The sequence below is a fragment of the Candidatus Solincola tengchongensis genome (genome assembly GCF_015711935.1).
Classification (GTDB): Bacteria; Actinomycetota; Geothermincolia; order Geothermincolales; family RBG-13-55-18; genus Solincola_A; species Solincola_A tengchongensis.
Genome location: NZ_JACVJJ010000096.1, coordinates 1 through 20,520, shown reverse-complemented (window position 1 = coordinate 20,520; position 20,520 = coordinate 1). Strand labels below are relative to the sequence as shown.

The window sequence follows — 20,520 nt, the reverse complement described above, 5'->3', positions numbered from 1 at the left end:
CCCTCGCCGCACGGCGCCGCCCCGCGCCAGGGGGTCAGCGGGCCAGGTTCATGCCCGAGAGGGCGAAGTCGCCCAGCAAGGAGGCCCGGGTGACCACGTCCTCCCCGTAGCGGTCGCGGAGGGCGTCCAGAGCGGCGGTGAGCCTCTCCTCCCGGGAGTCCAGGCACTCCCAGATGGTGATCTGTCTCCCTTCCTCCCTGCGACGCAGCTGGGTGACGGAGACGCCCACCGTGGTCACCGGCTCCGTCCACAGGCCGGAGCCGGCCTCCCGCCGCAGGAGGTCCCGCGCCGCCGCGTAGACCGGGGAGGTGAGGTCGGTGTACTCGGCCAGGCTGCGGGTGCGGGCATAGCCCAGGGCATAGCCCACGCGCAGGCGCAGGCTCACCGTCCTCCCCAGGTAGCCCTCGCGGCGCATACGGCGGGTCACGGCGTCGCACAGCCCCAGGAGGGTGTTCTCCAGGTACCCCAGGTCCCGGGTCCCCCCGCGCAGGGAGAGGCTGTGCCCGAAGGACTTTATCTCCTGCTCCTCCCCGCCCTCCCGGACCGGGCTCCCGTCACGGCCGTGGGCCGCTTCCCAGAGCAGGCGGCCCATCACCCCGAACTTCCACTCCAGCAGCTCCACGGGGGTGCGGGCCAGGTCCCCCACCGTCTCCACGCCCATGGCCCGCAGGTGGCGGCGCATCCGCTCCCCCACCCCCACCAACCGGTCCACGGGGAGGGGGGCCAGTATGTCCGGGAGTTGCTCCGGGGTTATGAGGGTCAGCCCGTCCGGCTTTTGGAACTCGGAGGCCATCTTGGCCACCAGCTTGTTGGGCCCGATGCCCACCGAGGCGGTGAGCCCCAGCCGGCGGCGTATCTCCCCCTTGAGCTCCCTCCCCAGCCTGAGGGCCTCCCGCCAGCGCCCTTCCCCCGGGAGGCAAGGGCGCAGGAGGGGGGTGAGGTCCACGAAGACCTCATCTATGGAAAAAACTTCCACACGGTGGGAGAGCCTCTCGCAGAGGCGCCGGATGCGCCGGGCGTTGTCCAGGTACTTGGGGATGTCCGCGTGCACGAAGCAGGCGTGGGGGCAGCGGCTCCGCGCCTCCCACACCGACATGCCCGCCTTCACCCCCCAGCGCCGGGCCTCGTAGGAGGCGGTGGCCACCACCCCGTGGGTGCAGAAGTCGCTGGAGGTGTGACAGACCACCAGGGGCCGGCCCCGGTAGAGGGGCACGTCCCTCTGCTCCACGGAGGCGAAGTAGGCGTCCATGTCCAGGTGAAGGACGCACCGCCCCTCCTCCGCGGCCCGCACCTGATCCGCGGCGCGAAGAAGGCCGTGCGTCACGTACTGGGTCATCCCCGACCTCCCCTACCCCTCGCTGTGCACCCGCACCAGACTCCACCTCATGCCGTCGGTGGAGAAACGGAGCTCGTAGACCTCCGGGGTGTCGCTCATCACCGAGTAATAGAGCTCCAGGTACCTCCCCTTCATGGCCCGGTAGGTCCCCAGCACGCGGCGGACGCGGTAGCGCCGTCCACGCCAGAGGAAGGCGGTGGGCCGCAGCTTTCCCCCGCGGAAGACCGCCGCCACGTCCACCGGTTCCTCGACCAGGGTGACCATGGCATCCCTCCCCTTTTCCGGCCGCCGTTCCCGCGCGGCGTCCCTGCTTCCTCCTTCCGGCGGAGCCCCCGGACCCCCGGCAGCCCCTTCCGAGGGCGGGCCGCCGTCCCGTCAAAGCCCCCCGTCCGCGCCCGCCCGGAGGAGTCCCCGGCATCGCGCCGGGGCGGCCCTCCTGCCCCCGGCTTCCGGGGCCCTCCAAGGGCCCCGCGAAAACCCCCCGTAGGGACGCGAGGAGGGCTTGCGCCCTCCTTGGAAACTTATTCCATCCCCGCGCCGCCGCGCGGGGTCCCCGGTTCAGACCCTCTCCCGCAGCAACGAGACCACCTTCCCCACCACCCTCACCTCCCCCTCTCCCCGCCTCACCCGCAGGGGAGCGTAGCGGGGGTTTGAGGCATGGAGCTCCACCGTCTCCCCCCGACGCCTCAGGCGCTTCACGGTGGCCTCCCCCTCCACCAGGGCCACCACTATCTCCCCGTCCTCCACACCGGGGCGGGGATCCACCACCACCAGGTCGCCGGGGTGGATGCCGTCGCCGATCATGCTGTCCCCCCTCACCCGGAGCAGGAAGCGCCCCCTCCCTCCCCAGCGGCCGGGGACCGGGACCCACTCCTCCACCTCCTCGGAGGCGTAGCGGAGGGGACCCGCCGGGACCTCGCCCACCAGGGGCAGATAGGCCACCCCGCCCCGGAGGCCCTCCCGCACCTGTATGGCGCGCGCCCCGGGCGCCCGGGTTATGAAGCCCTTCCTCTCCAGGGCCTCGAGATGGCGCAGGGCCCCCCGGGTGGAGGAGAGGCCCAAGGCCTCGCAGAGCTCCCGCACGCTGGGGGGATAGCCCCTTCTCTCCAGGGTGGAGAGGACGAACTCCAGGGCCTCCTCCTGCCGGGGCGTGAGCCCCTCCCTGCCGCCCCCCTCCCCGCCCGCGGGGCGGGAGCCTCTCCGCCGGGACGCCGCTTTCTCCATCCTCCCTCACCTCCTCCCCTATTATAGTAAACATTTGTTTATCCGTAAACACCCGTTTAGGGTGAATCTTCCGCTGCGGGGCCCGTTTCCACTAACCCACCGCCCCTTCTCCCGGATGCGCCTCCTCCTTCGCGGGGCTCCGCCCCGGACATCCCGCTCGTCCCGGGTCTCCCCAGGGGTCGATCCCCGCCGGGGGTCCGTTCGCCCGCCCTCCGCCGTCCGGCTCCCGAGCACCTCCCTCACCCCGGGGCCCCCGGACATCCCTGCCGGCGTGGTCCACCCCATGCCCGTTCCCCCTCGCGGGCTCCGCGCCATGCGCGGACGGGAAAAGGGAGGCCTTCCTCCCTCCGCGCACGGGAAACAGGCCTAAACCTCCAAGAGGCGGAGCCGGTCGGGGAAAACGAGTCCAGCCGACAGAGCCACGGTACGAGAAACAGGTTTCAAACCCCCGGCGGGAGGGTAAATATTTGGTGGACCTCGCCTTAGCGGGATGAAGGTGACGTATTCGAAGAAACAACGGAGGTGAAAAAATGGTGCGGGGGCCTCACGGTCATGAGAAGACAGGTGTCGAGGTGCTGCGGGTTCTCTGCCCCAAGTGCAACAACCGGGTCTCCATAGATCCCGGTGAGGACAAGGCGAAGTGCGCCAAGTGCGGCACCGTGGTCAAGCGTCCCTCCCGGTCCCGTTGACGGGCCCCCGCTCCTTCGAGCCCCGGGCCGTCCTCCCGCACGAGATGGAACCATGGTGGACAACGAGGTAAGGGAAGGAAGCGAGCTGGACATCGCCCTGGAACACGTGGGCGACCACTCGATCGTCGTCCTCTCCGGAGAGGTGGACGTGTACAGCGCCCCCAAGCTGCGCGACACCATAAAGAACCTGGTGGAGGAGGGTCGCTACCGCATCGTGGTGGACCTGGAAGACGTGGCCTTCCTGGACAGCACCGGCCTGGGCGTCCTGGTGGGGGGGCTGAAGCGGGTCAAGCACCACCAGGGGGACCTGGGGATAATCTGCAACCAGGAACGCATCCTGCGCATCTTCCGCATCACCGGCCTCACCAAGGTCTTCACCATCTACTCCTCCCGGGAGGACCTGCTGGCGAGCATCAAGGGGGCGTGAGTTTGTCCGGAGACAAGAACGTGGCCTTCGAACTGGAGATCCCGGCGAACGCCAAGTACATAAGCCTGGCGCGCCTCTTCGCCGGCTCCATCGCGCGTCGCATGAACTTCAGCGAGGACAGCGTGGACGACCTCAAGATAGCCGTCTCGGAGATGTGCACCAACGCCGTCGTCCATACCGGGAACGGCACCGCGGAGAAACCCCCCATAAACATCCGCTTCATCATGGGGGAGGAATCCCTGACCGTCGAGGTCCAGGACCGGGGACCGGGTTTCGACCCCCGGTGCGTGCTGGAGAGCCCGCCTTCCGAGCTGCTGGAAAAGGGTTTCGGCATCCCGCTCATCCGCAGCCTGGTGGACGTTTTCGAATGCCAGTCCAGCCCCGGGGGAGGGACCAAGGTCACCATAACCAAGTTCTTGCCCGGCAGGGAGAGAGGTTGATCCCAAGCCGGGTACCCTGACGGCACGCCCGGAAGGGAGCCCCGAGGCACTGTTTTCCGGCCCGGACACCGATCGAGGCGGTTCACCCATGGATGAGGAAGCCTTCTTCCGACGACTCAGAGAGGAGATGGTGCGCACCCAGATCGCGGAGCGGGGTATCCGGAACCCCCGGGTCCTGGAGGCCATGCGCCGCGTTCCCCGGCACCTCTTCGTCCCCGAGGACCTCCGCCACCGCGCCTACGAGGACACCCCCCTCCCCATCGGCGAGGGGCAGACCATAAGCCAGCCCTATATGGTGGCCTGGATGACGGAGCTCCTTGATGCCGGGGAGGGGGACAGGGTCCTGGAGATAGGGACCGGCTCGGGCTACCAGGCCGCTGTCCTCTGCGAGCTGGTGAAGGAGGTCTACACCATCGAGAAGAATCTCCTCCTGGCCCGGGAGGCGGAGGAAAGGCTGCGCTCCCTGGGTTATGCCAACGTGCGCGTCAGGGTGGGGGACGGCACCTTGGGATGGCCGGAGGAGGCTCCCTTCGACGGGATCATCGTCACCGCGGGCGCGCCCTCCGTGCCCCAACCCCTTCTGGAGCAACTGGCGGAGGGGGGGCGCCTGGTGATCCCGGTGGGCTCGGCGACCATGCAGATGCTCACCGTGGTCAGGAAGGAGGACGGCGCCTTCCGCACCACCGAAGAGGGTTCCTGCATCTTCGTGCCCCTGGTCGGCAAGTACGGGTGGCGGCGCTTCCGGTGACCACCGCCTCACGCCTCCGCGGAAGCGGCGAGGCTCGCTCCTTCGGGCGAGAGGGCAAACGCCTCGGAACGCATATTCTCGGGGCCTCCAGGGGCGAAAAGAAAAACTCGCCCACGTGGACGGTGAAGAGCCGGCCTGGTGGTATAATCTTCCCATGCGCGAGATCGTGGTGGTCATTCCCACTTACAACGAGAGGGAAAACCTGGAAAGGATAGTCAAGGCCGTCCTGGCCCAGCCCCTGGACCTTTCCGTCCTGGTGGTGGACGACAACTCACCGGACGGCACGGGGGAGATCGCCGACCGTTTGGCCGCCGAGGACGAGCGGGTGGCCGTCCTGCACCGGGAGGGAAAAGGGGGGCTGGGCACCGCCTACCGCGCCGGTTTCCGCTATGCCCTGGAGAGAGGCGCTCAGTATCTCTTCGAGATCGACGCCGACTTCTCCCACAACCCGGACGACATCCCTCGCCTCTACGAGGCGGCCAGGGGAGCGGATGCCGCCGTGGGATCCCGTTACGTGAAGGGCGGAGGATGCGAGAACTGGAGCCTCTTCCGCTGGATGATCAGCCGGGGTGGCAACCTTTACACCAAGCTTGTGGCCCGCACCAAGACCGTGGACACCACCTCCGGCTTCCGCTGTTACACCCGCCGGGTACTGGAGACCATCCCCCTGGACCGGGTGACCTCGCAGGGTTACGCCTTCCAGATCGAGATGACCTTCGTTGCCGAGGCCCTGGGGTTCCGCATCGTGGAGGTGCCCATCGTCTTCACCGACCGCAGGGGCGGGGAGTCGAAGATGGATTTCGACATCTTCTGGGAAGGCCTGAAGGTGGTCTGGGGGCTGCGCCGCAAGTACGCGGACCTCTTGAAAGGCTGACCCGAATCCCGGGTCTCGGAGACCCTCTCCATCTCGGATAGAGCGTCCTTCCGCCTCCCCCGCTCGGGAACGTCCGGCCCGCCTGCCTCTGCCCTGACGGCCACCTTGCCGGGCTCGGCGTAGAGGCGCCTTCTTTGCGCAGGATTCCCCCTTCTCCAACCCCCTAAAGGACGCAAAAGCCGAGCGAGTTCGAGTCGCCTGCCCCGTTTCCCGCCGGAATCCTCGCCTTACATCCCCTCGGCGTAAAGGAGCACTCGGTTGGGGCCCTGCGTCCGAGCGGCGGCCAGGGCGGCCAGAGCCCGCTCCAACAGCGTCTCCTCGCTGTCGGCGCATGCCGGGTAGGAGGCCACGCCGGCGCTCATGGTGAGGGACTCCACCTCCTTCTTCTCCCGGGAGGGGAAGGGGTATTCCTCCACCACCTTGCGGATGCGCTCCGCAAGGCGCATGGCTCCCAGCCTCCTGGTCTCCGGGAGGAGGACGGCGAAGGTGTGGCCCTGGTAGCGGGCCGCCGTGTCCACCTCTCGCGTGTTGCGCCTTATGATGCTGCCCACGTCGGAGATCACCAGGTCCCCGAGGAAACGGCCGTTCCTCTCCACGTACTCCTCGAAACCGTCTATCTCCAGGAAGACCAGGCAGACGTTGAGGCTGTAGCGCCGGGCGCGGCTTATCTCCTCGTGCAGCCTCTGCAGGAAGAAGTTACGGTTGTAGAGGCCGGAGGCGGAGTCCGTCACCACGTTGGTCTCCAGCTCGGAGTACAGGCGGGCGATGAGCACCGCCAGCCCCCCTTGGTCGGCCACCAGCGCGAGGAGTGGAAGGTGCCTGGTCTGCGGGAGACCTCTGAAGACCAGGGCCAGTATCCCCACCACCCTTCCCTCCGCCCGCATGGGCAGGGCCAGGATGTTCTCCCCCTCCTCCACCCCCAGGAAAGCCGATTCCTCGGTCCCCTCTTCCACGGCATGGTGCACGACGGCCCCAGTGTCGAAGGCACGGCCGCATATGGAGCGCTCCACCTCCAGGGAACCCCCCACCACCGCCTCAAGCCTCTCCCCCCTGGCCAGGACCACCCGCATGGAATCAACCTCCTCGCCGGGGAAGAGGACCATCCCCTCCCGGGCCCCGGAAAGGGCCATGGCCCTGTCCAGGAGCTGGGAGAGCTTGGGTAGGGGGTCGGAGTAGGCCTCCACCACGCCGGCGCCGGCACAGACCGCGGTGATCTCCTGCAGCTCGCCGCTCAGGCGACGGCTGTCCGCGGCCAGGACGGTAAGCTTTTCCAGCAACAAGGCCAGGGGGGAATCTTCGTAGATTTCCAGTATCTGGTATTCTCCTGCCGGAAGGCTCGCCGTGTCCGTGCCCTCCGCAGCCAGGATCAGGTGGGGAGCGGATTCCTTGACGAACCTGCCGCGGGCGGTGAACAGGGGCGGCGGCTCCACCTCGGACGGCCAATCGGGGGGCAGCTTGCCGGCCAGGATCCCCGTGATCTTCACCATTTCACACTGCGCCAGCACCCTGGCCAGCCGCCCGCAGGCGGAATTGAACCCGGCGAAGGCCAGGCGGACCTCCGCCCTCTCCGACCCTCGAGGCGTATCCGTGGTCTGAGGTGTATCTGTCATTTTTTGCCAGCCGATTCTTCTTGCCGATCGGCAACACCGCCGCGCTGACTTGCCCTCCTCATTTTAATCCATGACCGCTGGCCTTGGGAAGAAAACCCATCCAGTCCTTAGGCTTGCAGACGCCCCCACCTCCGCAGCCCCTGAGGGAAAGGCAGGCCGGGGGATCGGGGGTTCTCAGGGGAAGGCGCGGCGCGCTTTACGGTGCTCCTCGTCCAAATCGTAGATGGGGAAGGGGAGCTCCGCGCCCTCGGGAATCTTGTGCACGTACTTGCGGCGGAACTCGGGGTCCTGCATGCGGCAGGTCATGGCCTTGCGGTCGTACTCGGGGTGTACCTTCATGCGGTGCCAGATGTCCCACAGGGGCTCCTCCTTGACGTTGCCGAAGTGCAGGGGAGTGAAATCGCAGGGAGTGACGAAACCGTTGTGGGTTATGTGTATCTGCCACTTCACGCCGAAACACCCCATTATATGAGGGTCGTTCACGTGGCACATCATGCACACCCGCGGCCCGCGGAAGTCCTTCCACTGTTCCTCGTGGAGGACCCGGAAGGCCTCCCTCTCGGCGTCGGTGAGGATGAGTTCATCCTGCTTGAGGCATTTTCCCGTGGGCACCAGGTCGAAGACGGTGAGCTCGCGCACCCCCAGCTTCTTGCAGATGGCCAGGAATTCGTGGTGGTATCCCCTCCTCACCCATTCCCGGCTCATGTAGGTGGAAAGGCCCACGTACATCCCGCGCGCCACCGCTCTCTCGATCCCCTCCATCACTTTGTCGTAAAGGCCGGGCACGCCGCGCAGGCGGTCGTGCTCCTCGGGGACCGGGCTGTCCAGGCTGACGAATATGGTGTCGCATCCCGCCTCGCGCAGCCGGTCCAGGTTCTCCCCGGTGAGGAGGGAACCGTTGGTGAAGAGGTCGGCAACGCAGTCGTTCTCCACGATGCGGCGGATGAGGACGTCCAGGTCGGGCCTGAGCAACGGCTCGCCCCCGGTGATGATGATGTCCGTGATGCCCAGTTCCGCGCACTGGTCGATGACCCGGCACCATTCGCCGGTGGTCAGCGTCCCCTCGCGGGAGCGGCGGAAGGCGCTGCAGTGCACGCAGCGCGCGTTGCAGTCGTGGGTGACGGCGATGGTCACGGCGTGGGGTCCCCATTCCCTTCCCAGGCCACGGTTCACGATGTTGCGGTAGAAACGCTCGTAGGCCCGGGACTTGACCGGAGGCAGGTGGTAGGAGAAACGGTCCGGCCTGGCGAAACGGACGAAGGGTATATGGGGCCCGACGCTCTTCAAGAGCCATCCCCCCGCGGCCATGAAGAGGGGGAAGGTGGGAGGCCCGAAGGCGCGATAGAACTCGCGCCTCAGCCTGCGGGCAAGGGTCGGTCTTCCCTTCCCGCCGTCCATCGAAGGCTCGCCGTTCATCTCGGTCTTCCCCTTCACTCTCCTCCCTCCCCGACGGGCGACCGGAGTGCATTATACAACACGGCCCCGCGCGCGCCATGACCGGGGTCAGGTGGGTCCTTTATCGTCCGCCTCGCGCCCCGCCCACGGGCCCCGGGGGCCATCCTCCCTCGAGGGCTGGCGAGATCGGATGCTCACGGCCAAGCCCTGCTGCCACCCCGCCGTGCAGGGGGAAGCCCCCGTGCGAGAGGCTTCGCCCCGCCTCCTCTCCGCTCCGGGGAATACGCCTTCCTGGTTGAAGGCCTAAAGCCGCGGGCGAAGGCGACAAGCCGCGAGTGGGGGCGACATTCCCTTTCCGCTAAGCGGACAACGCGGGCATGATTGATCGCGCCGTCGCCGCATACGCTTTTACCCACCGCACACGCTTTCACCCATGTGATATTCGACAGGATCACATAAAGCTATAAATGGTTATCATATTAAACTCTCAAGTCATATTATATATCCATTTTAACAAGCGACGCACACACTGCAGGGGGTTGCAGGCGCCCAACCGGGAGGTCGACATGGACCACCGGCCCACGTGCGTCAGGGGGAATCCGCGCTGGACACGAGAAATGGCCGGGAACGCCCCAGCCCCGGGAAGACGAAGGGCCTCCCCCCAGGATGCGCGGGCCGGAAGGGGCCGGGCCCGGGTTCAAAGGCCTCACCCCTCGTCCCGTCCCTCCCCCTTCCAGTCCGTCCCGACGAAGTTCTCCTCCTCTTTCTCCAGCTCGCGGCCCCCCAACACGATGCGCGGGAGGGTGGTCGCCAGGAGGCTGGCCACCCCCACGGCCAAGAGGGTGAAGATGATGGTCCGGGAAGCCACGAACTCCAGGGAGAGGGCTATCCCCGTGAGCAGGGCGGTCCAGAGGTAGATGATGAGGACCGCCTGCCTCTGGGAGTGGCCGATGTACAACAAGCGGTGGTGGATGTGCTCCTTGTCCGCGTAGTGGAAGGGCTTTCCCTTGCGCGCCCGTCGCAGGATGGCCAGGCCGGTGTCCACGATGGGCACGGCCAGGATGATGAGTGGGGTGAACAGGGTGGCCACCGCAGTCCTCTTGAGTATGCCCTGGATGCTCACCGCCCCGAGGATGAAACCCAGGAACATGGCGCCGGAGTCGCCCATGAATATGCTCGCCGGATGGAAGTTGTGGCGCAGGAAACCCAGGCAGGCGCCAGCCACGGCGGCGGATATTACCGTGGCCTGGAGGGTGTTGGGGTCGCCACCGATGCGCGTGCCGTAGACGAAGAAGGCGGCGGCGGAGATGGTGCACACCCCCGCGGCCAGCCCGTCCAGGCCGTCTATGAGGTTGATGATGTTGGTGAAGGCCACCATCCAGAGGAGGGTGAGGAGAATGGAGAGCAGGGGGCTGGCGGTGAGGTCGATGACGTTCCCCCGGGGCAGGGCCACGGTGCTTATCTCCACCCCGAAGGAGATGAGCACCAGGGAGGCGGCCACCTGCCCGGCCAGCTTCATCCATGGCGAGAGGCGCCGCATGTCGTCCACCGCTCCCAGGACGGCGATAAGCGAGGAGGCGATGATGATTCCCAGAAGCTGGTAGGAGGAGAGGGCGTCGGACATCCCCACCGGCCGGGCCAGGGAGGGGAAGACGCGCACCAGCACCTTCCCGGCCAGCGTGGAAAAGACCACCGCAAGGAGAATGGCCAACCCGCCCAGGGTGGGGGTGGGGTTCTCGTGCACCTTGCGGTCGTGAGGCATGTCCACCGCCCCCAGCTTCACCGCCCATTTCCGGGCTACCGGGGTGAGGAAGAGCGCCAGAAACAGGGAAACGGCGAAGATCAGAAGGTAGAGCAACCGGGTGCCTCCTCCAGCATGCAGACCAGCTGCAGTCCCGCCTCCCCCGCCAGGTCGTCGGCCAGGGTGTCCCGGTACCCCTCCCGGTAGTAGATCCGGGTTATCCCCGCGTTGATGAGCATCTTGGTGCACAGGACGCAGGGTTTATGAGTGCAGTAGAGGACCCCTCCCCTCACCGCCGTGCCGTGCATGGCCGCCTGGATGATGGCGTTCTGCTCGGCATGCAGGCCGCGGCATAGCTCATGCCTCTCCCCCGGGGAGACCCCCTGCCGCTCCCGCAGGCATCCCACCTCCTCGCAGTGGGGGAGCCCCACGGGAGCCCCGTTGTATCCCGTGGCCACGATGCGTTTCTCCACCACGATGATGCATCCCACCTGGCGCCTGAGGCAGGTGGAGCGGGTCGCTACCTGTCCGGCGATGGACATGAAGTACTCTTCCCAGCTGGGCCTACTCACCCGTTACCTCCCGACCTTACCGGCGCCGTTCAGAGGTGGGGGTACAGCGGAAAACCGGCCAGGAGCTCGTCCACGCGGCGGCGCACCTCGCGCATGACCTCCTCCGAGCCCAGGTTATGGACCACGGCGGCTATGAGGTCGGCGATCTCCACCATCTCCTCCTCCCCCATGCCGCGGGTGGTTACCGCCGGGGTCCCCAGGCGTATCCCGCTGGTAACCGCGGGGGGCTTGTCGTCGAAGGGGACGTTGTTCTTGTTCACCGTGATGCGCACCGCGTCCAGCGCTTCCTCCACCTCCTTGCCGGTGAGCCCCAGGGGGCGCAGGTCCACGAGGAGGAGATGGGTGTCCGTCCCCCCGGATACGATGCGCAACCCCCTCTCCGCCAGGGCCTCCGCCAGCTTTTTGGCATTTTTGACCACCTGCCGCTGGTAGGCGGCGAACTCCGGTTGCGCCGCCTCCTTCAGGGCCACCGCCTTGGCGGCGATGATGTGCATGAGCGGGCCGCCCTGGATCCCGGGGAATACGGCATGGTCCAGCTCGCGGGCGTAACGTTCCCGGCAGAGGACCATCCCTCCCCGTGGCCCCCGCAGGGTCTTGTGGGTGGTGGTGGTGACGAACTCGGCGTGGGGCACGGGGTCGGAGTGGATCTTGGCCGCCACCAGGCCGGCGAAGTGGGCCATGTCCACCATGAGTATGGCCCCCACCTCGTCGGCTATCTCCCGGAAGGCCCGGAAATCGATGTCCCGGGGGTAAGCGCTGGCCCCGGCGATGATCAGGCGGGGGCGGCAACGGCGGGCTATCTCCGCGATCTCCCGGTAATCGAGCCTCTCCGTCTCCCTGTTCACCCCGTAAAAATGGGCCCGGTAAAGGGCCCCGCTGATGTTGGCGTGCGTGCCGTGGGTAAGGTGCCCGCCCGCCGCCTTGTCCATGCCCAGGATGGCGTCTCCGGGCTTGAGGACACAGAAATAGACGGCCAAGTTGGCCTGGGCTCCGGCGTGAGGCTGCACGTTGGCATGCTCCGCCCCGAAGAGCTCCTTGGCCCTCTGGATGGCCAGCCTCTCGGCCACGTCCACGAACTCGCATCCCCCGTACCAGCGGTGTCCCGGATATCCCTCGGCGTACTTGTTGGTGAGAACGGATCCGGCCGCCGCCAGCACGGCGCGCGAGGCGAAGTTCTCCGAGGCGATGAGCTCTATCTTCCGTCTCTCGCGCTCCAGCTCCCCGCGGATGGCCTCCGCGATATCCGGATCCACGCGGGCTATCTCCTCCCAGTCGTTCATGCTTCCCCTTTTCCGGAGGTCTCCGCCTCCGCCATCTTGCTCAAGCGCCGGGAATGCCTGCCTCCCTCGAAGGGGGTCTCCATCCAGGTGCGCACGATCTCCTCCGCCACCCCCGGGCCGATGACCCTGGCCCCCAGGGCCAGGACGTTGGCGTCGTTGTGGAGCCGGCTGTAACGCGCGGTGTAGAGGTCGTTGCACACCGCGGCGCGCACCCCGGGGACCTTGTTGGCCACCATGGCCATGCCGATGCCCGTGGCACAGACGGCTATGCCTCGCTCCGCCTCCCCGCCGGCCACGCGGCGGGCCACCTTGAGGGCGAAATCCGGGTAATCGCAGGACTCCTCGGAGAAGGTCCCCTCGTCCAGGACCTGGTGCCCGTCGCGGTGCAGCCACTCGGCTATCATCCGCTTGAGGGCCAATCCCGCGTGATCGGAACCCAGGGCCACCTTCATAACCGTTTCCCCAACGTCCACAACTTCACCTGTCGCCGGCAGGACTCTCCCTTCCACCGGGTGCGGGCAATCCGAAGAGGGCGCGCATGGCTTTCTCCAGGGCCATATCCAGGTCCTCGGCGACGCCTATATAGACCTGGAGCGAGCTCCCGATGGGGTCAATTATATCAGAGGAAGAGGACTGCATATCCGCCAGGTAGGGCGGTCCCGAGGGCGCTGCGCGCAGTATCCCGAGGACCTTCCCCAGCCTCTCCAGGGCCTCTTCCTCCCCGCGCACCGTGGTTTCGCCGAGCGCTTTCAGGATATCCCTCTCCCGCCGTGCCAGGTAGGGCAATGTGGTAGTCTTTTCCAGCGCATGCGGGTCCAGCCTCTCCACGGAGAGCAGATGCTCCCGGGCCATGGCCAGGACCAGGTCCGCTTCCCGGAGCAGGCGCGGACTGAGGAAGGAGGCGCGGTGTCCCTCCAGGTCCACCCCCCAGAGGTCCATGGCCTGCACCGCGCCGGCGCTCGCCGGGTTCCCATCCACCGCCGAGGTGCCCGCCGAGGCCACGCGCACGAAACGGAGATGGGGGTAATCCCTCTCCAGGCGCCGCCGGAAGAGGGCTTCCGCCATGGGGCTCCGGCAGATGTTCCCGGTACAGAGAAACAGGACTTTCAATCCCTCACCTCCGGTCAAGCATCCCTCAACTCCCGCCGGCGCCGACCGCCGGAGCGCAACGCCCTCTCCAGCTCCTCCCGGCTCAACGCCCCGGAGCGGATTATCTCCAGCCCCCCCTCTGTGAGCTCGGCCACCGTGGAGGGCCTGCCCGTACCGGAACGGCCCTGGTCCAGGACCAGGTCGACCCTCTCCACCAGCAGGGGGTCGAGGTCCCTGGAATCGGCGGGAGGCTCCTTCCCGGCGAGGTTGGCGCTGGTGACCGCAAGGGGCCCGGTCTCCCTCAGGAGGCGCAGGAGGAAGGGGTGGTCCGGGACGCGAAAGCCCACCTTCCGGGAGCCCGGAGCCACCCACTCCAGCCACTCCAGGGGAGCGGCCTTGACCACCAGGGTCAGGGGGCCGGGCCAGAACACGGAAAGGCGGAGGAGGGGCTCTCTCCATTCCGGGGCCGTCAATTCCGCGGCGCGTGCGGCATCCTCCACCATCACCGGGAGGGCCTTGGCCGCCTCGCGGCCCTTGACCTCGAAGATGCGCCGCACGGCCTCCCGCCGGTCCACCCTGGCCGCCAGCCCGTAGACCGTCTCCGTGGGGAGGATGGCCAGGCCCCCACGCGCCAGGGACTCCGCGCACCGGGCGAACAGCACATCCAGGGAATGCTCGTCGAAACACAGGATCTCGGGCATAAGGGTATTCTACAGCATGAGTGGGAGGGGAATAAGCGCAAGAGAAACGGAGGGTCTCGAGCGGTGCCTGTCCCGTCATCCTCGCGGCAAAATACAGGGAAAGGGACAGCATCGCCGGCGCAGGGGCCTCGAGCGCCGTGAAGCGGTGGATAGGGGCGCGTGGGAAAGACCGCCCACCATGTTCCCGACCTCGAGCCACGCGGAGACGGCTCCGGCAGGCGCAGGTCCAGGGGTTGAGGGAACCTGGTGTTTCGAGGTCAGGGGGCGGGGGAATATCCTTCCACAGAGGGGTTTTCCTAATGCCCTCGGTCATCGCTGACGATAAAAATATCCTGAAAGGAGTTGCGGGAGGGCGGCGCTGCGGACACATCCGCGAAGGTGCGCCCACCGGAAGGGAACGGCCGGAAGCGAGACCGGCGGAGAGGACGAAGAGCGACAAATCCGGCGACCCCAAGGGAAGAGGACGCGGGGAAGGGAATGGCAGAATATGGCAGATGACCTTCGGCCCGGAGAGGAAACCCCAAAAGCGCGGGAGGCCGGCGAGGAGCTGGCTCGCAGGGCGGTGGAGCTTCTCATCGCCCTGAACGCGGCCATGATCAATATCCACATGTACCCTCCCACCAGCGACATGATCAGCGCCTCCGTGGAGACCGCTTACGCGCGACTGGAACCGCTCCTGGAGGCCACCGGGACCCTCACCCTGGGCGAGGCCGACAACCTCCTCCTGGTCAACGGCGAGAGGCTCCACGACCGCGACCAGGTCCGTCCCCCGGTGCTCTCCTTCCTGGAGGGCCTGCGGCGGCGCGACGTGTACAGCATCACCTTTGAGCGGGGCATGGACCAGCAGGAGTTCCTGGCCTTCCTCTACATCATGGCCCGCGACCCCGAGGAGCTCCGCCGCAGCGGGGGCCTGGCGGAGGAGGTCTCCCGCCAGGGATGCGCCCACATCCAGGTGAACGAGAGGCGCTTCGTCTCGGTTACCGACGAGGAAGTCATCACCGCCGAGGCCCGCGAGAGGGCGGAGGAGGTGAGGGCCGAGGAGGAAGAACTGCTCCGCCTGGAGGAAAAGCTGAAGGACGAGCGGTTCGTGGCCTACGTCACCGGGGCCCGGAGCCGTCGGGAGGTCGGGGAGGAGACCATCCGGGACGTCGTCTCCAATCCCCCACGCCTGGGAATGCTCCTCCGCCAGGCAGTCCGGGAGATCGTGGTGGAGAAGGAGAACCCGGAGGAGGCGCTGGAAGAGGTGGTGGCGGGGCTGGAGAGGGCGGCCGTTCTCCTCGAGGAGGTCCCGGACCCGGAGCTGCGCCACATGGACGGGGAGGAGGTGGCCCGCGCCGCGGCCTTCCTGGAGTCCTCGGAGCTCAAGGACTTCCTCCTCCTGGACAAACCCCCCTCCCTGGAGGGGCTCACGCCGCGCAAGAAGATCCTGGAAGGCCTGCGCGAGAACAAGACCCTGGACCTCCTGGAGAGCACCATCCGCGAGCACGAATACCTGCACCGGCTGTCCGAGGACCAGGAGGTGCCCTTCAGCCCCGAGCAGGAGCTGCGTCGCAGGGAGCTCTCCACCCTTATCGACGAGATCTACCAGGCCTCGGTGGGCAAGCCCTGGGAATCCAAGGTCAGCGACCGCATCTTCCAGGCGGACATGTGGAAGAAGATCGCCGAGGGCAAGGGTGAGAGGGGTGACGCCGGGGCCAGCACCCTCGTATACCAGATAAGCAGTTTCCTGGTCAACGAGGGCTTCACCTTGGACATCGACGAGCTCTCCCGCACCCTGACCATCGACGAGAACATCCCCCGCCTGCTTCAGAAACTATACCGGGCGCGGAAGCCGGAGACGGTGATCAAGCTGGTGGAGAGCCTCCTGGACAACCTGGAGGACATGAGCCCGGAGATCCGGCTCAAGACCGCGGAGACCCTCCGCAACATACCCGACGCCCTGGAGATGAGCCGCCGGCTGCAGGAATTCCCCGTGGCCTACGAGATGAAGGACCGCCTCCTGGACCGCCTGGAGAGGGAGCGGGAGCTCACGGAGATCTACACCACCCTGGCCGGCTGCCTGGCCGCCCTGGCCCAGACCTTCATCCTCTCCAAGGACTACGACGCGGCCCTGGAGATCATCGACACCTTCTGGCGCCACTACGGGGAGGACGGGGGCCGGAAGCCGGAACAGCGCAAGGTGGCCCTGGACGCGGTGGTCACCGTGGCCAGCCAGCAGGTCCTGGATAACCTGGCCGAGGTGCTCAAGGAGGGGGACATCCAGACCATCACCGAGGTGGCCGAGCTGCTCATCAAGTTCGAGGACCGTTCCGTGCAGCCCCTCATCCAGGTCCTCAAGGACAGCGAGGACCTCCTGGTCAAACGGGTGACCTTCGAAGCTTTGGAAAACATTGGTAAGGATGCCATACTCAGCCTCATAAACGACCTGGAGAAGTACAACCCCTGGCACATGTACCGGAACATCATCTCCATCCTGGCGGAGATCAGCAACCGCTCCATCATCCAGTCCCTGGCCCGGTTCATCAAGCACCAGAACCCCGAGGTGCGCCGGGAGACGGTGAAGGCCATCTCCCGCATCCGCACCCCGGAGACCACCTCCCTGCTCGTGGAGGCGGTGGACGACCGGGACGAACAGGTGCAGAGGGAGGCATGCCTGGGGCTGGGCCGCATGCGGGACGTGAGCACGGTCCCCGTGCTGGTGGAGGTGGTGCGCCCGCCGCGCAGCTTCCGGCGGGAGAAGCGCCGCACCGGCCCGGTGAAGGCGGCCGCCCTCTGGGCCCTGGGGGAGATAGGCGACCGCTCCGCCATCCCTTACTGCCGGCACCTCCTGCGCAGGGGTTCCCGCCTGCCCTTCCGGCTGGGGCGCAACGACCAGGTGAGGGCGGCGGCCGCCCTGGCCCTGGGAGCCATCGGCGGCGAGGAATGCCGTTCCATCCTCCAGGCTTACGCCGCCGACCGCAGCGAGGAAGTGCGCCGGGCGGTGGCCGAGGCCCTGCGCCTCATGCAGCGCCGCAAGGCCGCTTCGTGAACGCCGTCACCGTCTAAAGAGCCTGATCCCACGCGCAAACGTTCTTGTGCCCTCAGAGAGCCCCCTTACCACCCGTCGACTTCCTCGACCCCCCTTCACGCCCCCGCGAGACGGGGAACCGCCAGGCGCCCTTCCCCGGAAGGGACTCATCGCCCTCCCCTCGGCCCACCTTCATGCCGCGTGGATAAGAGGCCTGCGGCGCTTCCGCTCACCCGCTCTCCCCGACCGTCTCCACGGCGAAGATGGGCGGGACGGAGAGGTGGAGGAGGGAGAAACCTTTGCCCAGTAGCCCCTCCGCCTCCCTCCAGGCCTCCTCCAGGGAACCGGCGCACCGGAAGCCCATCCTCTCCACCACCTCGCGGCGCCGTGCCCCCACCACGATGACCCTCTGCAGGTCCCTCAAGGCCAGGCCGCACCAGTACCAGACGTAGAAGGGATGCGCCCCGTGATAGGAATGTTCGTGCCGGTAGGCGTGCACGTATTCCCGGCGGGTGGCGAACTCCTCCTCGAAGCGCGCCTCCATCTCCACCGGATCGCGGGTCTCGGAGAGCACCCGCTCGAAGAATTCCACGTAGGGGAAGTGATGGCGCCGGTGGAAGCCGGGGTGAAACGGCTGCAGGAGTATCACCACCCCTCCCCTGCGCACCGCCGGGCGGCCCAGGTGGAGGTTGAAGACGTACCCGAGAGCGGCGTTGGCGGCCAGGAGGGGGTTGATGCGCGAGAAGACCGCGTAGGGGCTGATGTCCGGGAGGGCCAGGAAAAGGGCGTCGCTCTGCCCTTCCAGGCGCACGTTCTGCTGGCGGTAGAGCTCCTGCAAGGTGAGACGGTGAACCTCACCGGGGTTACCGGCGTGCACGGCCACGGGGGCGTAGGCGCTGCGCAGCGCCGAGGAGACCACGGACTTGGCCGCCCGCGGGAGATACCTCGAGAGACGGAAGGGTAGGGGTACCCGGTCCCGGGAGAGGGAAAGGAACCTCTCCAGCGGTCCCGGCCACACCCGGTTGTTGAGAACCGTCTCCACGCTGAGCAGCCTGGCGTGGCGGGCCAGGTACTCGCCCTGGGAGCGCAGGATGTCGTGAAAACGACTGGAGGGGTCCATCACCGAGCCGCCCTCCACGAGCACGGAGGCGTTGTGGTGGGCGCGGATGGTGCGGTAGGTCCCCAACCCCACCAGGTATGATTTCCAACCCCCGTTCATGCTCGTCCAGTTGACGTTGACGTAAACGGTGAGGTCGGATTCCATTATCTTCCTGTTGACCTCCACGCGGTATCCCTCCGGGGTGCTCCCCAGGTCCACCACCCCCGCGGGGTCCTCCGCGTCGTGGTTGGCGATGCGGGTCGGCCCCATCACCGCCCACACCCTTTCCCCAAGCAGATGTCGCAATTCCCTCTCCGTCCATTTGCGGTGCAGGCCCACGGCGCACACCAGCTCCACGTCCTCCCGCCTCACACCCAGGGAGAAGAGCTCCTCCAGGACGGCCTCCACCGCAGGTCCCCGGGGATCCCGCATGGCCGGAGGCAGGGGAAGGCAGGGGTCGTCGAAGGCGACGGTCACCCGGGAGCCCGGCCCCACCAGCTCCGAAAGCGGTGGCGAGCCCACGGGGTTCCTGAGGGCCTCCCGCACCTTCCCCGCATAGTCGGGGAGAGGGGGAAGAGGCGGCGGCGCCTCGAGCACCCGGGTGCCCTCCGGGAGGTCCACCGCCACCAGGTCATCGCCGTAGAAGACCAGTCTCCTCATCTTCGCACCTCGCTCCTCTTTAGGTTAAAGCCCAATTTATGGTAAATATTACCATAACAACCATACACCGTCATCCTCTCCCGGGTTTGACCGAATCGGGAAGACCGTCCCCGCCGTGGACCTCCGGCAACCGCCCCGGCGTCACCACCCGCCGCTCTCCCCTCCCTCCGCCGTACCGCCAACGGACACGGACGGGAAAACATCTCCCCCGCGCCGGCTTACCCGCCGCGCCCTCCGTCCTTCCGCTTTCCCCGTGTCGCACGCCGAGGCCTTCCCTCGGAATCCGGCTTCCCGCGCGCTCCTTCCGTCCCTTCGCCTCCGGGCTCAACCTCAACCCATGGCTCCGGAAGACAGGATACGGTCCGCCTCCGCGGGATCCTTGCCCAGCAACTCCTCGAGGAACCAGCGGTTGTGTTCGCCCAGGGCGGGAGCCGGGCCCCGGGGGCGGACGTCGCTCCCCGCCGCCTTCACGGCCGGGCCGAAGATGGTGATGGTTCCCGCCCCGGGCTGCTCCAGGTCCACGAGCATCCCGCGAGCCCGGGTATGGGGGTGTTCCACCACCTGCCCGACGTCCTGGACCGGAGCCCCCGGGACCTCGTACTCCTGCATGAGCCGCCAGACCTCTTCGGTGGTGAGGCCGGAGGACCACCCTTCGATTATCTCCTTCAGCGCGGGCTCGTTGGCGTTGCGGGCCATGAGGTCACGGAAACGTTCGTCATCGGCCAGTTCCGGGCGTCCCATGGCCCGGCAGAGGTTGCGGAAGGGGTGGTCTCCCACGCAGATGATGAGCACGAAGCCGTCTCGAGTGCGGAAGGCGTCGAAGGGCGTCACGTACGGATAGCGGTTTCCGGTCCGCTGGGGAACGTTCCCGGTGACCGTGTAGTCCACGAACTTGGCCTCCAGAAGGTTGATGCCCACATCGTACATGGAGATGTCCAAATACTCCCCCACTCCGGTCCTCTCGCGGGCGAAGAGAGCGGCGCATATCCCGAAGGCGGCGTAGAAAGCGGTGGAGATGTCCACGATGAGGGTTCCCGAGCGGAGTGGCGGCCCGTCCGGGGTCCCCGTGGTGCTCATCAAGCCGCTCATGGCCTGGATGACCGCGTCGTAGGCGGGAAGGTGGGAGAGAGGCCCGTACTGCCCGTAACCGGAGATGGAACACATTACCAGACGGGGGTTTACGCCCTTTAAAGTCTCGTAGTCCAGCCCCAGCTTCTTCATCACCCCCGGCCGGAAGTTCTCCACCAGGACGTCGGATACCGCCACCAGTTCCTTGAACAGGCTCACCCCCTCCGGGTTTTTGAGGTCCAGGGTGATCCCCTTCTTCCCCCGGTTGAGGACGGCGAAGGATGCGGACACCCCATCCTTATACGGCGGAAAAAGGCGCGCCTCGTCTCCCAGTCCCGGCCTCTCGACCTTGATGACCTCCGCACCCATGTCCGCCAGGAAGAAAGTGCAGCCCGGACCGGCCACGGTGGTGGTGAAGTCGATGACCCTTATGCCCTCGAGCATGGAACGCATGGCGCTTCCTCCTTTTTCCTGTCCTGAACCGTAGAACCCAACCCTTCAGGCGGAATCCTCCCTCCCCGTCGCATGGATGGCCGGGACGCCACCGTCGTATGAACCGT

The 20,520-nt window shown here is 67.0% G+C and carries 19 protein-coding genes; 6 read left to right on the top strand and 13 right to left on the bottom strand.

The window, feature by feature from the left end:
* Positions 1-34 precede the first annotated feature (34 nt).
* The 3 genes from dinB to lexA form a co-directional block, all read right to left on the bottom strand.
* Positions 35-1,336, bottom strand: coding sequence for a DNA polymerase IV (dinB, locus tag H7007_RS09020; RefSeq protein WP_287154891.1), 1,302 nt, complete (start codon positions 1,334-1,336; stop codon positions 35-37).
* 12 nt (positions 1,337-1,348) lie between these two features.
* Positions 1,349-1,600 carry a DUF6504 family protein gene (locus H7007_RS09015; protein ID WP_287154890.1) on the bottom strand — a complete coding sequence of 84 codons (252 nt, stop codon included), beginning with the start codon at positions 1,598-1,600 and terminating at the stop codon, positions 1,349-1,351.
* 294 nt (positions 1,601-1,894) lie between these two features.
* A complete protein-coding gene (lexA, locus tag H7007_RS09010; RefSeq protein ID WP_287154888.1) occupies positions 1,895-2,560 on the bottom strand; it encodes a transcriptional repressor LexA in 666 nt (221 codons plus the stop codon).
* A gap of 530 nt (positions 2,561-3,090) precedes the next feature.
* Between lexA and H7007_RS09005 the strand changes: the two genes are divergently transcribed.
* The 5 genes from H7007_RS09005 (at position 3,091) to H7007_RS08985 (ending at position 5,738) form a co-directional block, all read left to right on the top strand.
* The gene (locus H7007_RS09005; RefSeq protein ID WP_287154886.1) at positions 3,091-3,249 is read left to right on the top strand and encodes a hypothetical protein; all 159 of its coding nucleotides are present in this window, start codon (positions 3,091-3,093) and stop codon (positions 3,247-3,249) included.
* Positions 3,250-3,301: 52 nt separating this feature from the next.
* Positions 3,302-3,676: an STAS domain-containing protein gene (locus H7007_RS09000; RefSeq protein WP_287154885.1), complete on the top strand. Its 375-nt coding sequence runs from the start codon at positions 3,302-3,304 to the stop codon at positions 3,674-3,676.
* 2 nt (positions 3,677-3,678) lie between these two features.
* Positions 3,679-4,116 carry an ATP-binding protein gene (locus H7007_RS08995; RefSeq protein ID WP_287154883.1) on the top strand — a complete coding sequence of 146 codons (438 nt, stop codon included), beginning with the start codon at positions 3,679-3,681 and terminating at the stop codon, positions 4,114-4,116.
* Between the two features lie 88 nt (positions 4,117-4,204).
* Positions 4,205-4,864: a protein-L-isoaspartate(D-aspartate) O-methyltransferase gene (locus tag H7007_RS08990; protein WP_287154881.1), complete on the top strand. Its 660-nt coding sequence runs from the start codon at positions 4,205-4,207 to the stop codon at positions 4,862-4,864.
* Positions 4,865-5,018: 154 nt separating this feature from the next.
* Positions 5,019-5,738, top strand: coding sequence for a polyprenol monophosphomannose synthase (locus H7007_RS08985; protein ID WP_303646174.1), 720 nt, complete (start codon positions 5,019-5,021; stop codon positions 5,736-5,738).
* 227 nt (positions 5,739-5,965) lie between these two features.
* Here the strand turns inward: H7007_RS08985 and H7007_RS08980 are convergent, their stop codons facing one another.
* From H7007_RS08980 to H7007_RS08945, 8 genes are all read right to left on the bottom strand, one after another.
* Positions 5,966-7,348, bottom strand: coding sequence for a GGDEF domain-containing protein (locus H7007_RS08980; protein WP_287154877.1), 1,383 nt, complete (start codon positions 7,346-7,348; stop codon positions 5,966-5,968).
* Between the two features lie 174 nt (positions 7,349-7,522).
* Complete coding sequence (locus H7007_RS08975) at positions 7,523-8,782, bottom strand: radical SAM/SPASM domain-containing protein (protein ID WP_287154875.1); 1,260 nt, start codon at positions 8,780-8,782, stop codon at positions 7,523-7,525.
* Positions 8,783-9,449: 667 nt separating this feature from the next.
* Positions 9,450-10,601, bottom strand: coding sequence for a glycosyltransferase family 4 protein (locus H7007_RS08970; protein WP_287154873.1), 1,152 nt, complete (start codon positions 10,599-10,601; stop codon positions 9,450-9,452).
* Positions 10,586-11,056, bottom strand: coding sequence for a deoxycytidylate deaminase (locus H7007_RS08965; RefSeq protein ID WP_287154871.1), 471 nt, complete (start codon positions 11,054-11,056; stop codon positions 10,586-10,588). The genes H7007_RS08970 and H7007_RS08965 overlap by 16 nt, the downstream gene beginning before the upstream one ends.
* A gap of 29 nt (positions 11,057-11,085) precedes the next feature.
* A complete protein-coding gene (gene glyA, locus H7007_RS08960; protein WP_287154869.1) occupies positions 11,086-12,336 on the bottom strand; it encodes a serine hydroxymethyltransferase in 1,251 nt (416 codons plus the stop codon).
* Complete coding sequence (gene rpiB / locus H7007_RS08955) at positions 12,333-12,809, bottom strand: ribose 5-phosphate isomerase B (protein ID WP_287154867.1); 477 nt, start codon at positions 12,807-12,809, stop codon at positions 12,333-12,335. Before rpiB ends, glyA begins: the two co-directional genes overlap by 4 nt.
* A 4-nt stretch (positions 12,810-12,813) precedes the next feature.
* Positions 12,814-13,446 carry an arsenate reductase/protein-tyrosine-phosphatase family protein gene (locus tag H7007_RS08950; RefSeq protein WP_287154865.1) on the bottom strand — a complete coding sequence of 211 codons (633 nt, stop codon included), beginning with the start codon at positions 13,444-13,446 and terminating at the stop codon, positions 12,814-12,816.
* A 14-nt stretch (positions 13,447-13,460) separates the two neighbouring features.
* The gene (locus H7007_RS08945) at positions 13,461-14,126 is read right to left on the bottom strand and encodes an L-threonylcarbamoyladenylate synthase (RefSeq protein WP_287154863.1); all 666 of its coding nucleotides are present in this window, start codon (positions 14,124-14,126) and stop codon (positions 13,461-13,463) included.
* 487 nt (positions 14,127-14,613) lie between these two features.
* Here H7007_RS08945 and H7007_RS08940 point away from each other — a divergent pair, with 487 nt between their 5' ends.
* On the top strand, positions 14,614-17,154 hold the full coding sequence (locus tag H7007_RS08940) for a HEAT repeat domain-containing protein (RefSeq protein ID WP_287154861.1): 2,541 nt from the start codon (positions 14,614-14,616) through the stop codon (positions 17,152-17,154).
* A 208-nt stretch (positions 17,155-17,362) separates the two neighbouring features.
* Here the strand turns inward: H7007_RS08940 and H7007_RS08935 are convergent, their stop codons facing one another.
* On the bottom strand, positions 17,363-18,892 hold the full coding sequence (locus H7007_RS08935; RefSeq protein WP_287154859.1) for a lactate racemase domain-containing protein: 1,530 nt from the start codon (positions 18,890-18,892) through the stop codon (positions 17,363-17,365).
* A gap of 330 nt (positions 18,893-19,222) precedes the next feature.
* A complete protein-coding gene (locus H7007_RS08930) occupies positions 19,223-20,413 on the bottom strand; it encodes a CaiB/BaiF CoA transferase family protein (protein ID WP_287154858.1) in 1,191 nt (396 codons plus the stop codon).
* Positions 20,414-20,520: the final 107 nt, after the last annotated feature.

Coding starts and splice junctions, on each gene's coding strand:
- dinB (WP_287154891.1), bottom strand. CDS start 1,336: ATGACCCAGTACGTGACGCACGGCCTTCTTCGCGCCGCGGATCAGGTG.
- H7007_RS09015 (WP_287154890.1), bottom strand. CDS start 1,600: ATGGTCACCCTGGTCGAGGAACCGGTGGACGTGGCGGCGGTCTTCCGC.
- lexA (WP_287154888.1), bottom strand. CDS start 2,560: ATGGAGAAAGCGGCGTCCCGGCGGAGAGGCTCCCGCCCCGCGGGCGGG.
- H7007_RS09005 (WP_287154886.1), top strand. CDS start 3,091: ATGGTGCGGGGGCCTCACGGTCATGAGAAGACAGGTGTCGAGGTGCTG.
- H7007_RS09000 (WP_287154885.1), top strand. CDS start 3,302: ATGGTGGACAACGAGGTAAGGGAAGGAAGCGAGCTGGACATCGCCCTG.
- H7007_RS08990 (WP_287154881.1), top strand. CDS start 4,205: ATGGATGAGGAAGCCTTCTTCCGACGACTCAGAGAGGAGATGGTGCGC.
- H7007_RS08985 (WP_303646174.1), top strand. CDS start 5,019: ATGCGCGAGATCGTGGTGGTCATTCCCACTTACAACGAGAGGGAAAAC.
- H7007_RS08980 (WP_287154877.1), bottom strand. CDS start 7,348: ATGACAGATACACCTCAGACCACGGATACGCCTCGAGGGTCGGAGAGG.
- glyA (WP_287154869.1), bottom strand. CDS start 12,336: ATGAACGACTGGGAGGAGATAGCCCGCGTGGATCCGGATATCGCGGAG.
- H7007_RS08945 (WP_287154863.1), bottom strand. CDS start 14,126: ATGCCCGAGATCCTGTGTTTCGACGAGCATTCCCTGGATGTGCTGTTC.
- H7007_RS08940 (WP_287154861.1), top strand. CDS start 14,614: ATGGCAGATGACCTTCGGCCCGGAGAGGAAACCCCAAAAGCGCGGGAG.
- H7007_RS08935 (WP_287154859.1), bottom strand. CDS start 18,892: ATGAGGAGACTGGTCTTCTACGGCGATGACCTGGTGGCGGTGGACCTC.
- H7007_RS08930 (WP_287154858.1), bottom strand. CDS start 20,413: ATGCGTTCCATGCTCGAGGGCATAAGGGTCATCGACTTCACCACCACC.